Consider the following 13645-nt stretch of genomic DNA (forward strand, 5'->3'; position numbering starts at 1 on the left):
GAGGCGGTTCATGTCGTCTGGATCCAGCACCACGGAACAGTCCAGCTCTGACACTTCACTCACCGAGTTCTTTCAGCACTACTACCAGCACCTCGCGGATGACGACGCCGGCGCCTACTCGCCGGACGCGCTGACGGAACGGGCGCTCGAGCATCGCTCTGTGGCCTCCATCCGGTCGACCGGTGAGGCGCGAGTGGAAGTGTTCGATCAGGATGACGCGAGCATCGTCATGATCGTCACGGACGACATGCCATTCCTCGTCGATTCCGTGACTGCCGAACTCGTACGTCAGCAAGCCGCCATCCGATTGGTCGTCCACCCGACCTTCGTTGCAGTGCGGAACCGCGCATCGTCAGAACTGCTGAAGCTGCGGCGCGTTCCCTCCTCCGCCGGCTCATCCAGCGGAGATACCGCGGCGTTGCCTAATCTGACTGATCTGGTGGCCGAAGGCGACATCAGTGCGCATGTCGAGTCCTGGATTGCGGTGGAGGTGGCCCGAATCGTCGACGAGACCCGGCGGGCTGAACTTATCGAGGGTCTGTACCGGATTCTCTCGGATGTGCGTGCCGCCGTCGAGGACTGGACGGCAATGCGAATCAAGCTCCGTGAGGTATCGGACACGCTGAAAAGCGTCCCAGACAACGCGGGTGTTCCAGGTCTGGATCAGGCACAGGAACTCCTGGCCTGGCTGGACCAGGGCAACTTCACCTTTTTAGGCTTCAAGGAATACGACCTTGAAACCATCGACGGGGAGGACGTTCTTCGTGTCCGCGACGACAGCGGGCTAGGCCTGTTGCGCCATCCGATTGACGGTCGGCCTATCCAGCATCTGACTCAGGCCGGACGCGCAAAGGCTCGGGAAAAGCAGCCGCTCGTCATCACCAAGGCGAACTCAAGGTCGACCGTCCACCGCGCTGCCTACCTCGACTACATCGGGATCAAGCGATTCGATCAGCAGGGGAACGTCTGCGGTGAACGGCGCTTCATTGGACTGTTCGCAACCAGCGCTTACACCGGATCCGTCCGCAATGTGCCGATCATTCGGGACAAGGTGAACGAGGTCCTGCACCGATGCGGATTCCCGTCCGACTCCCACTCAGGCAAGGACTTGCTTTCGATCCTGGAGACCTATCCGCGGGACGAGCTGTTTCAGATAGACGTCGATGATCTGGTCACTACAGCCATGGGCATCCTGCGTCTACAGGAGAGGCGCCGTACCAGGCTGTTCCTACGTCCTGACACGTACGGGCGCTTCATGTCCGCTCTTGTCTACCTTCCGCGGGACCGCTACACAACCAGCGTTCGGCTGCGGATAGAAGACGAGTTGCGTCGTACCTTCAATGCCGAGTCCATCGACTACGAGGCGCGGATGAGTGAGTCAGCCCTCGCGCGACTGTTCTTCCGGATTCGGCTTCCCAAGGGCGCTGAAGTGGCACATGTCGAGTTGGCGGAGTTGGAACAGCGCCTTGTGATGGCTGCTCGTTCCTGGTCCGAGGGAATTGACGAGGTGGCACGGAACCGTCTGAGCCGACAGGAGGCAGAGCAGTTCTCCAGCCTATGGGCGGAAGCCTTCCCAGCGGCTTATCGAGTGGACTATGAAGTCGAAGACGCGCTCGAAGACATCGAGCGCTTCTCTATCTACGACCGCACCGATACACCTGGTCCGATCATGCACGTTTACGTGCCGACGGGAGCGGGTGAGCACCTGGAGGAGGACGCGCGGCTCAAGCTCTACTTGACCGAGCCCAAGAGCCTCAGCCAGATCCTGCCTTTCCTGCATAATCTCGGACTGGAGGTGCTCGACGAGCGTCCCTTCGAGATCGAGCGTTCTGATGGCCGGGATTTCTTCCTCTACGACCTGGGCTTGCGATATCCGGCCGGCATCGATCCGGAAGGCACCGGGGAATTGTTGGAGGGCGCATTCGCTGCTGCCGTCGCCAACGCCAGTGAATCAGACTCGTTCGACCGACTCGTGCTGAAGGAGAACCTTCACTGGCGAAAGGTCGCCATCCTTCGCAGCTATGCCAAGTACATGCGCCAGATGGGCAATATGAACTCATATGGCTTCATCAGCGATACCCTTTTGGCCAACCCTGAAGTGACACGCAGATTGATTGGGCTCTTTGAGGCCCGATTTGATCCGGATCTCAGTTCGACGCAGCGAGCAGAGGCCACGGCGCTGGTGCGTCAGGAACTGGATTCCAGTCTTGAGCAAGTCCCGACACTCGATGCAGACCGTGTGCTGCGGACATTCGCCAATGTTATCGAAGCGACCCTTCGCACGAACTACTTCCAGAACAAGCGCCACATCAGTTACAAGCTGAGCACTGCTGCGATCGACGGCGCTCCGCATCCCCGTCCGAAGTTCGAGATTTGGGTGTATTCGCCTCAGATCGAGGGTGTGCACTTGCGCTTTGGAGATATCGCCCGTGGAGGTCTGCGGTGGTCCGATCGTAGGGAAGACTTCCGAACGGAGATACTCGGCCTCGTCAAGGCCCAGACGGTGAAGAACGCCGTGATCGTGCCCACCGGAGCGAAAGGCGGTTTCTACGCCAAGCAATTGCCGGATCCTGCCCAGGACCGGGCCGGCTGGATGGCGGAAGGTCAGGCAAGCTACCGAACATTCATCCGAGCCCTTCTCGATGTCACCGACAATCTGGTGACCACAGAAGAGGGCGAGCAGGTAGTCCCACCCGAAAGGGTGGTTCGGCATGACGGGGATGACAGCTACCTGGTGGTTGCGGCGGACAAGGGCACCGCATCGTTCTCGGACATAGCGAATGAACTTTCAGCGGAATACGGCTTCTGGCTGGGTGATGCCTTCGCCTCCGGCGGCTCCGTCGGGTACGACCACAAGGCAATGGGCATCACTGCCCGCGGCGCCTGGGAGTCGGTGAAGCACCACTTCAGCGAATTCGGCGTCGATACGCAGACCGAGGACTTCACGGTTGCCGGTGTCGGAGACATGAGCGGCGACGTCTTCGGGAACGGCATGTTGCTGTCGGCACACATCCGACTAGTTGCGGCCTTCGACCACCGGCATATCTTCCTCGATCCCAATCCGGACGCATCGGCGTCGTTCGCTGAGCGTAAGCGGCTCTTCGAACTGCCCCGGTCCAGCTGGGCGGATTACAGCCCTGAACTGATCAGCGACGGCGGCGGCGTATATGCGCGTAACGTGAAATCCGTTCCTATCAGCGAGCAGGTGCGGGCGGCGCTTGGTCTGGACGAGTCCGTCATTGCGTTGAGTCCTCCGGAGCTTCTGCGAGCAATCCTCACTGCCCCGGTCGACCTCCTCTACAACGGTGGAATCGGTACCTACGTCAAGGCTTCAACCGAGACCCACAGCGATGTCGGAGACAAGGCAAACGACGCGATCAGGGTCGACGGTAACCAGTTGCGGGCACGGGTCGTCGGTGAAGGCGGAAACCTCGGGATGACGCAGCGCGGACGGATCGAGGCGGCACTCAGTGGAGTGATCCTCAATACGGACGCGATCGATAATTCAGCGGGCGTTGACTGTTCCGATCATGAGGTCAACATCAAGATCTTCGTTGACCGGATGGTGCGTATCGGCCGCCTCCGGGCGGACGAGCGTGCTCAGTTCCTCCACTCAATGACTGATGAAGTAGCCGAGCTCGTTCTGCAGGACAACATTGACCAGAACGTGCTGCTGCTCAATGACCGGCAGCGGGTTCTCGAGTGGAGCCCCACGTTCGAACGGCTGATGGACTGGCTGGAGTCGCACGCGGACTTGAATCGCGAACTGGAAGCACTGCCGACCACGAAAGAGCTGAGGGCGCGAGTCGAGCGGGGGCAGGGGCTTACTTCGCCCGAGCTGTCCGTTCTGGCTGCTTATGCCAAGATCGAACTTACCAAGGCGCTGACCAAGAGCGACCTTGCAGACGATCCGTGGTTCAAGGACACGCTTCGTCGTTACTTCCCGCAGCAACTGGTTGAACGCTTCGACGAAGAGCTCGACAGCCATCCGCTGCGCCGCGAGATCATCTCTACGGTCATCGCAAACGACATGGTCAACCTGGGAGGCATCACCTTCGTTTTCCGAGTCATGGAGGAAACCTCGGTCAGCGAGCCTGTAGTGGCGCGTGCATTTGTGGCGCTGCGTGAGATTTACGAGCTTGACCGGATCGTCGGCGAACTCGCCGAACTGCCTCCCAGTTTCCCGGTTGAACACCGGACAGCGGTGCACCTTGATGTTCGACGGCTGTTGGACCGGGCGGTTCGGTGGTTCGTCAACCATGTAGGACGCGGCACAACTGTGCAGGAAGATATCGCAGCCTTCAAGCCGCTCATCGATCCGCTGCGCACCCGACTAGTCAGCTACGTCCGCGGGGGAGACCTGGAGCGGGTTCGAAGCTGGTACCGGCGCGCCGAGGAGTGGGGACTGCCTGACTCGATCGCACATTACTGGGCAGAGCAGTTCGAGTCGTTCGCTCTGCTTGACATCGCACTCATTTCCCGTCGTGTCGATGAACCGGTGGAGCGCATCGCAGAGGTCTACTATGCGATCTACGACCGCTTCAATGTGGACGATCTGCTCGAACGCATCACTTCGCTGCCGAGGGAAGACAGATGGCAGGCGCTGGCTCGCGCGGCCCTGCGGGATGACCTCTACTCCACGGTGTCCGAGATGACTGTCTCCGTCATGAACAGTTCGGCACAGATGGCATCGTCTGACGCCTCGAGCAGGCTTCAGGAGTGGGAGCAGCTCAACGCAGAACACTTGGAACGGGCGAAAAAGATGTTCGCTGAGGTGAATCAGCTTGAGCGCGATGATATGGCGTCGCTCTCCGTTGCATTACGCTTGCTGCGTTCAATCGTGCGGCAGTAAGGAATAAGTCGATGGCAATCTTCACGGATCCAATCCGGGAACATACAGGGTTTGCTCCGGGAGATGCTGAGTGGCTGCACCTGCTGGTGGGAGACTGGCAAATGGTCGCGGACCTCGCGTTCGCCGACCTCGCACTCTGGTTCCCTCTGCACGACGGCGGATACGTTGCTCTTGCACACGTCCGCCCCTCGACGTCCCATACTGTCTTTCACAGCGACTTTGTGGGGGAGCGCATACGGGCTGACCTTCAACCGCTGGTAGACAAGGCTTGGGAGAGCCAGCAGATCGAACGTTCCGGGGAAACCAACTGGACCACCGAGATGGCCATGCGCGTTGAGGCTGTGCCGATGGTGCGAAATGGGCGGACGCTGGCCGTCGTCACCTCGCACATGGATCTCTCCAGCTCGCGTATGCCCTCGAGGTTGGAATTGACCTATCGTCAGTGTGCGTACGACCTCCTACGGATGGGCACGCTCGGACTTTGGCCCGACTTCGCCACTCCGACGGGATCAAGGCGCGGTGCGCCGCGGGTAGGTGACGGTCTGATCCGGCTCGATGTTGACGGTGTCGTGCAGTACGCAAGCCCTAACGGCGTGTCGGCGTTCCGAAGGCTCGGCGACGTCGAGACGCTGGAGGGCCGTCCGCTCGCGGAGATCGTCACCTCCCTGCTGAAGGACCGCAGGATGGTAGACGAGACGCTTCCGCTCGTGCTCACCGGCAAAATGCCTTGGCGGACGGAGATTGAGTCGCGCGGAGTAAGTCTCTCTTTGCGCGCCATTCCGCTGCGTGACGATAAGGAACGCTTCGGAGCTCTAGTGCTCTGCCGGGACGTCTCCGAGCTTCGGCGCAGAGAAATGGAGCTGGTGTCCAAAGACGCCACCATCCGGGAAATACACCACCGGGTGAAGAACAACCTGCAGACCGTCGCCGCTCTGTTGAGGATGCAGTCCCGGCGCATGGTGAGCGATGAAGCGAAGCAAGGCCTTGAGCAGGCTATGCGCAGGGTGGCCACGATTGCGCTGGTGCATGAAACCCTCTCCCAGGGCCTGTCCCAGAGCGTTGACTTTGATGAACTCATTGCCAGGCAGTTCCGTCTGTCGGCAGAGGTCGCGTCCCCTAACCAGGCCGTGCGGACCGAGAGGTCAGGTGAGTTCGGGGAGCTCCCCAGCGACTTCGCCACCCCGCTGGCACTGGTGATCAACGAGCTGGTGACGAATGCCGTTGAGCACGGTCTGGCCGACAAACCGGGGACGGTGTGGCTAAGGGCGAACCGGAGCGTGAGCGACGAGGGTGAAGTGCTTACGGTTTCCATCATGGACGACGGGGCGGGACTGCCCTCCGAAGGGTATAGCGAAGGCTTGGGCCTGCAGATCGTGCGTACGCTGGTGATGAGCGAGCTTGGGGGAACGATCGAGTGGGCATCACGCGAGGGCGGCGGAACCGTCGTGACAATCGAAATGGGTATCCCCGGAGCCAGTCGCAAGACGGGCGCAATTGGCGCTCCGCCGACCCGGAGCTGATCCTCGCAGGGCAAGGCCGCAAACGCGCTGAAGGGAGGGCATCAGGCGATGCCCTCCCTTCAGCATGTACAAGGTTTGCTAGGAAGCGCGGCGGGCCCGGGCTGCGCGGCGCTTGAGCGCGCGGCGCTCGTCTTCGCTCAGGCCGCCCCAAACTCCGGCGTCCTGGCCGGACTCGATGGCCCACTGCAGGCAGGTGTCTATCACCTGGCAGCGGCGGCAGACGCTCTTCGCTTCCTCAATCTGAAGCAGGGCGGGCCCTGTATTGCCGACCGGGAAGAACAGCTCCGGGTCTTTGTCTAGGCAGGCAGCGCGGCTACGCCAGTCCATGCTGATCACTTTCTCCTTACGACTCGCGAGCTTTGTGAAAACATTCACGAGGGGTGTCATAGTAAAGGGGGCCACTACGGCCCCCGCATTTTCCTTCATAAAGGCTGTCACGTTACGCGGGCGCAAACAAGGGGTAACGAACAGGTAATCGCCTCAAACGGTGAGGGATGCGTCACACAGTTGACATCGAGGCAAAGCGGTCGTAGATGTCATTGACTATGTCCGGTAGTGTGCCACTGTGTCAAGACCCGTACCCCTGTCCCAGCCTGACGGAAGCACGCGGCCTGTTGGTGTGAAGCTCATTGCCCTAATCCTCCTGTGTGAGGCAGCAGGGCTGCTCGCAATTGCCGGGTGGTTTGCCCTCGGTCTTCTGACCAGCACGCCTGCGTCCCTCGGTGGTGCAGTGTTCATGCTGGTCCTTCTGCTTGTCTTCGCCGTGTGGCTCCTCGTCGTCGGTCACTTCTTCTTTCGGGGATATCGCTGGACCCGTTCAGCGGCGCTGGTGTTCCAGTTTTTCGTCATAGTTGTAGCGATTCCCACGCTGACAAGTGGCGTGATTTGGGTCGGCCTCCTGCTTCTCATCCCTGCAGCAGTGGTGACGCATCAACTCTTCACGCGTCCCGTCATGACGTACACGCGCAGGTCCGGCGACGGTATACCGATGCTCTAGGGCTCTCGTTGACAGGTGTTCCATCTAGTCAGGAGCCCGTTTCAGGTGCAGAGCGCGATCTGAATCTCCGTCGACCCACGTGAGTTGACCAAAATGCCGCGACCGGGTGGAGCCTTGCCGTCTACGTCAACACGGAGGCCGAATATTTCTCCGTCCGTTTGCGCCCGAGGGCCGAGAATAACGCCTAAAGGGTTGACGCGCAGGCGGGCCAGTGCAGGGCTCGTGCCCAGCGCAGGTGAGGGTGAACCGGCGAATACTGCCCTGGCGCCGGTTGACACCATAGCGGCGAGAGTATGGTGTGTTTCTCGGGACAGCTGGTCGGCGTCGTCGATTAGCAGCAGATCCTCTGGGCCGGCTACTTTCGAAGCACGCTGCCAATAGGCTTCCGGGTCTTCTCCTGCTGCTGGTCGTGAACATCGAACCGACCGCGGGGCCGTCTGCGCGATGAGATCAAGGGCCTGCGATTTGCCTGTTCCTGCAGCTCCCACAAGCAGAGCGACAGCACGCTGCGGCAGATCGATGTGAACCGTTGCCAAGTCGTCTCCACCTACGCCAATCGGAACATGTACCACCCGTGGACGCGCGGTTGCTGAAGATCGGAGGGACGCGCTGCTGACGGAGCTGGGCAGCGTTGACACTTTGAACGGGGGGCGGGTTGGAGACGTTGACGGCCCCACCGCAGAGGCGGTGAGCAGTTGGGCCACCGAGCCGATGTCTGTACTGAGTCTTCCCTGCACGAAAGCGCGACCGGGGACAGCATCCATCGGCGGTAACTTCGGCCAGCTGAGCAACGATTCCGGGCTGGCATCGAGGGGCAGGTAAAGCCGGTTGGGCAGCAGCGTGAAGAACCTGCTGGCGATGAGTTCGCGTTCACCCGCGATGATGAGGGTGATTCCGCACGCTTCACCGTCTCGGGCGATGTCTTGTAAAGCGTCTTCCGCCCAGGCGAAGCGTCCCGACCGAAAGGCCGCGGCCCACCGGCCCCACCCGGTGACAACCACTGTGATCGACGATTCTTCAACCGAAGTCCCGACTTCCCCAAGTCGGTCAGCGACAAGTTCGGCGATCCGCTGAAGCACCCGGGCTGCTCGCTTAACTTCGGAGGGGGTCACGTAGGCACCGACCTGAGGAGCGTGCCTGAAGGATCGCAGCGCTGAGGTGGCATCGAGCAGGTAGAGGTGCCGGTCGGGGAGCGCGCGAAGGTGCTCTGCGGTCACGGCGGGAACCACAACCTCAAGTCCTCCGCTGCCCTGACCCAGGAAAGCAAGATGGGCGTGGCGGGCGGGATTCCACGCCAGAGACCGTTGTTCTTGTTTCTCCGGGATATCAAGGAGCCCCAACTGAAGGACATCGGGCGGGAGTGTCTGCGGTAGCACGACCATCGCGGGCAAAGGTGGGAGCACCGGTTGGCGTAGCGCCGGAAGCGGTAAGCTTCGGGCCACGTCGACTGCAGTCCGCACGATGACCCGAAGACCGTCCTTTCCGGCGAGGGCTTTCGGCACTGCGACGGGGTTGCCTGCCACAACCGACGGGCCTGCCGACATCGCCGCGGTGAAGGTGAGGATCGACGCCGACGGCCACGAAGGGCCCGCATCCGTCGTCGCTGTCTGAAACTCGACTGGCGGTGCCGACGCTACGCGCAGGTACCCGCGTCCGGGTGAACCAATCGGGAGGGAACCGGCGACCGGCGAGTCGAGGACGTCCTGCGATTCCATCGCAGACTGCATTCTCAGGGCAACGCTTGCCGTAATGTTGGCGCGGATTTCGGACGTGATTGCGCCCTGCGGACGTTGTGTTGCAAGCAACAGGTGCATTCCGAGGGATCGGCCGAGAACGGCGATCCGCATGAGCTCATGAACGGAACCCGGGACCTCCTCGCTCAGAATTCGGAACTCGTCAATCACTATGACGAGGCGCGGTAACTGTTCCGCTGATTTCCCGCGATGCTCGCGGTAGTCCGATGCTCCAGTCTCCGCGAAGGCACGTTCCCTGCGCTTGACCTCGGCGGTGAGCGAGACGAGAGCGCGCGAAACGTCGGCGGGGGACAGATCGGTAAGAATGCCGGTCACGTGGGGGAGTGAAGCGAGGGCGCCGAGCCCGGAACCTCCCTTGAAATCTATGAAGAGAAAGTTCAGGTTGGCGGGCGAATACTTCATCGCAAGACCCAGGACCATCGTCCTGAGGAATTCGGATTTTCCGGAGCCGGTTGTGCCCGCTACGAGCAGGTGAGGGCCATCAGCTACGAGGTCGAGGTTGACGGGCGCGGAAGCCGACGAACCGACTGGCGCGCCCAGATGCGTGCCGTCCCAAGGCTCGCACCACCTCGCCGCGATGCTCGCATCGTCGGTCGTGATCAGATCTTTCAGCGTTACCGCGGCAGGGATTGACCCGTCCGCTGGGCTCACAGTGGTCCGACCGCCACGGGCGGCGACCGCGCGAGCCAATCCCTCGAACGTCTCACCATGCATGTAATCAGGTTCGAAGGTGAGCGATCCAGCCGGGCTGGAAAGCGTCGGCTCGGCAGAGAAGTAATCCGCGGTCCACGGCCCATCCTTAGATCCCGTGGATGACACGAAATGCAAGATTCGCAGCCCGGGCGTTGACACCACAGGGTCTGCGTCAAGCAACACAAGGGAGGAGTATCGGCCGGTTGCGAGGAGTTCGATGAGACGATCAGGATGTGCAACGAGCGTGACGCCCGGCAGAAAGCGAGCCGCCGCCGGTAGCTGTGAAATTGACCCGAAGCACAATATTTCTTCCGCCTCTCTGACCGTGGCGAGTTGGAGGAGTAGGAGATGGGCAACGCGGAGGACTGTCTCGCCCGGGCCTCGAACGAGCAGGTGCAGTGGCTTTCCACCATTGGGTTCCGTTAGGGGCAGAAGCACAGGCATCCCCTTGAGGCACGGCGGTCTCCAGCCCGGGGCCTTCGACCCGAGCGCGATATTTGCGGGCTGATCAGCAGTTCCCAACCGCAAGTACAAGCCTGCGGAGGATGAGTGGGAGGGCTGAATCGAGGGGTGTACGAGCGGCTGCAAAGCAGCGGCTGCCAGCAACCCGACGTCGGGTGCCGCGCACCGTCGTCGTGCGCTGTCCGCAGCTACAGCGGCAGCGACAGCTGCCCCGAACGTGCGCGTCTTCCTGCGCCCGTTGACCAGTGGGACCAAGCCGGTGACAGCGGATAGTGCGCTGAACGCGAGGAAAAACCACATACCGGTGGCGACTGCCAAACCTATCCCGAGCACAAGCGGCAGCAGGGATGTGAGGATCAGCAGGCGCTGGCCCTCAGGAGGCGGAGGAGCGCTCACCTCGCACGGTTCGCTGACGTCCACTGCCGAAGTTGGCTCGGTAGGTGCATCGTTGAGGATGAGAGCGCATCGGCTCCGGCCCATGACAATGTCGGAATCCGTGGACACCACGGTCTCCGCAACCTGTTCTCCGTTCACCCAGACACCGTTCGCGGATCGCCGGTCGCGCAGCGTGAGGGAGTTGTTGGTGACGGACAGGACGGCATGGACTCGCGAGAGTTCGGGATCCTGGATGGTGATATCCGCAGAGCCGCGCCCGATGGTGTATGTCCCGCGGGATAATGAGACAACCTTGCCGGCGTCGGGACCGGAGCGCACAAGGAAGAAGAGATTTCCTGGACGGGATGAACTCCCCGCTTGAAGTGGACCAGTCGAGGCCACGATGACTGCCCCTGAGGTGAACGGCGGGACGCCGGGCTGAAGTACGCTGAGCGGCTTCTCGCCGACAAAAAAATGCTCGACGCCGGCCCGCTCCGTGAACTGTTGGTGCAACTGTTCACCGGTGGCCAGGTGCGCCCTCGTGATGACGAGTTCCTCTGTGGCTGCACCTCCAGGCAGGCTTACACCGGGCCCTGCCGCCAGCGTCACATGCAGATCCATGCTGCGAGCCTAGGAGCCCTGAAGTTGGACTTGTTGCGGTGCCGCCTCGTATGTGGATAACCCTCCCCACCGATTGAGTCCGTCCTGCCAGGAACGCCGTACAGTGCGCGGTAAAGTAGTCGGCGGCTCTAGCGCACGGTGCGCCCGATTCGAAGAGCGATTCCTGGAGACATCTGTTGGCTGTTCTGGCAACTTCCCGCCTGGACCGAGCGTCCATTCAAACCACGCGCCCCGCCTCCTATCGGCCGGAAATCCAGGGCCTGCGTGCCCTTGCCGTCCTCATGGTGGTCGTTTATCACATATGGTTCGATCGGGTTTCAGGTGGCGTTGACGTCTTTCTGCTCGTCTCGTCGTTCTTGCTTACGCTCACCTTCATCCGGAAGGTTGAGGAGGGGAAGAAGCTTGACCTGGGGCGTTACTGGCTGCAGCTGTTCAAGAGGCTTTTGCCGTCCGTCGTTGTAGTGCTCCTTGCCACACTCATTGCCACCTATCTGTTCATCCCAAGGTCCCGCTGGACCGAGGTCTTCGACCAAACGTGGGCATCCCTCTTCTATGTGCAGAACTGGCTGCTAGCTGAAAGGTCGGTTGACTACTACGCGGCCGACGACAGCGTTGCAAGTCCCCTTCAGCATTTCTGGTCCCTCTCCGTTCAGGGGCAAATCTTCATCCTCTGGCCTCTGCTTTTCGCTTTATGTGCAGTGATGGCGAAGGCGGCTCAGGTGCGCTTCCGATTCGTGGTCACCGTAATTTTCGGGTCAATCTTCGTTGCTTCCCTCGCCTACTCGATCGCCCAGACTTATGGCAATCAGTCCTATGCCTACTTCGATACGAGGACCAGACTGTGGGAATTCGCTCTGGGCACCCTTCTTGCAGTGGCGCTGCCCTACGTGTCCGCTCCTCGGTTGGTACGGATCGGTGCGGGGTGGATTGCGCTGCTGGCGATGATGAGCGGCGGATTCCTGCTCGATGTGGAACGCCAGTTCCCGGGCTATGTCGCGCTGTGGCCTCTTCTCGCTGCCGGCACGATCATGATTGCCGGACAAACCGGCAGCACAATCGGCGTCGACCGATTGCTCAGCTGGAAACCACTGGTAGGCCTGGGCAATTACTCCTACGCGCTGTACCTGTGGCATTGGCCCATTCTTGTGATTTACCTCGCGTTCCGACAGCGGGCTGAAGCCGGTCCGCTGTCGGGCGTGGCAATTATTGGACTGTCCCTGGTGCTTGCTTACCTGACTACCCGTTTCGTCGAAAACCCAGTGCGGCATGCCACACACTCTGCCCGCCGATATGCGACTGCGGCGGTGGCCATCTCCTGCCTGACAGTTGCAATACCGCTCGGTGGATGGCAGTTGGCGCTGAAGGTTGAGGCCGACCGCTTGAGTGCACAGACCATCGCAGAGAACCCCGGCGCCAGGGTGCTTGCGGGATTGGTCGAACCCAGCTCCAGTTACGACGCGCCTGTCGTGCCACCAGCGGCCGACATCAACGCAGAGTGGGCCTCCCTGCCCGGTAGATGCGGCAATCCCCTCATCACCCACGATGGTGGCGCTCTAACCGGACATTGCAGTGATAACGGCATCGATCCGGCATCGAGCACCCGGACGGTCGTGGTAGTGGGTGATTCGCATGCTGAGCAGTGGCTAGGGGTCATGCGGCCGCTCGCGGCAGAGAATAACTGGACCCTTGTAGCGCTCCTCTACGGCGGTTGTGACTTCGGCATCCCTGCCCAGGACCTGAAAGGGGGATGCCCAGACTTCAACCGTGCAGCCCTGTCCTACCTCGCCGACCTTCAGCCTGATGCCGTTTTCACAGTAGTGACCAGCGCGCACGCGGATACTCCGAGGGACACAGTGGTTCCCGGGTTTGCGCTCGCTGCGGACCGTCTGCAGAAGTTGGGAATCGAAGTGATCGGTGTTCGTGACAACCCGCGCTTTGCATTCAACATGATGACCTGCCTCGAGCAATCAGGCGCAGAAGCATCGGATTGCGGACAGGACCGGAGAACGACACTTGTCGAACAGCCGCCTTTCGAAGAAATTCTTAGCGTAGCGCCGCAGACAGCGCTTATTGACGCGACTGATCTGATCTGCTCGGAGGTTTCCTGCGAGCCGATCGTCGGCAACATGCACGTCTATATCGATGACAATCACCTCACTGAGACTTACGTCGAGTCGATGTACCCGGCTTTCAAAGACCTGTACCAGGAGGCGACCGGGTGGGCGGATATCCGCAAGTGATCCGATAGTCTTGGTCACTGAATCGCTGGGTCGGGTACAAGCCATACAGAAGAGGTTTACTTCGTCGTGAAGATTGCTGTTATTGCTCTTGGGAAGATCGGTCTGCCGCTGGCGGTCCAGTTTGCGTCAAA

6 protein-coding genes are annotated in these 13645 nt (G+C 61.0%); 4 read left to right on the forward strand and 2 right to left on the reverse strand.

The genetic code is table 11. The features are described 5' to 3' along the window. Positions 1-10 precede the first annotated feature (10 nt). Together RIF85_RS06355 and RIF85_RS06360 are read left to right on the forward strand one after the other, a co-directional pair. Positions 11-4852 carry an NAD-glutamate dehydrogenase gene (locus RIF85_RS06355; RefSeq protein WP_309071075.1) on the forward strand — a complete coding sequence of 1614 codons (4842 nt, stop codon included), beginning with the start codon at positions 11-13 and terminating at the stop codon, positions 4850-4852. An 11-nt stretch (positions 4853-4863) separates the two neighbouring features. Continuing rightward, positions 4864-6372, forward strand: a complete 1509-nt coding sequence (locus RIF85_RS06360; RefSeq protein ID WP_309071076.1) for a PAS domain-containing sensor histidine kinase — start codon at positions 4864-4866, stop codon at positions 6370-6372. 78 nt (positions 6373-6450) lie between these two features. On the opposite strand, the gene RIF85_RS06365 is transcribed toward RIF85_RS06360, so the two are convergent. Then, entirely contained in the window at positions 6451-6699 is a 249-nt protein-coding gene (locus tag RIF85_RS06365; RefSeq protein WP_056549944.1) for a WhiB family transcriptional regulator, read from the reverse strand. A 238-nt stretch (positions 6700-6937) separates the two neighbouring features. On the opposite strand from RIF85_RS06365, the gene RIF85_RS06370 reads away from it, so the two are divergent. Then, complete coding sequence (locus RIF85_RS06370) at positions 6938-7369, forward strand: hypothetical protein (protein WP_309071077.1); 432 nt, start codon at positions 6938-6940, stop codon at positions 7367-7369. Between the two features lie 41 nt (positions 7370-7410). On the opposite strand, the gene RIF85_RS06375 is transcribed toward RIF85_RS06370, so the two are convergent. Continuing rightward, on the reverse strand, positions 7411-11274 hold the full coding sequence (locus tag RIF85_RS06375) for an FtsK/SpoIIIE domain-containing protein (protein ID WP_309071078.1): 3864 nt from the start codon (positions 11272-11274) through the stop codon (positions 7411-7413). Positions 11275-11450: 176 nt separating this feature from the next. Between RIF85_RS06375 and RIF85_RS06380 the strand changes: the two genes are divergently transcribed. Then, positions 11451-13514, forward strand: coding sequence for an acyltransferase family protein (locus tag RIF85_RS06380; protein ID WP_309071079.1), 2064 nt, complete (start codon positions 11451-11453; stop codon positions 13512-13514). Positions 13515-13645: the final 131 nt, after the last annotated feature.

Origin of the sequence: Arthrobacter sp. (assembly GCF_031179385.1) — a bacterium.
GTDB lineage: Bacteria > Actinomycetota > Actinomycetes > Actinomycetales > Micrococcaceae > Arthrobacter_D.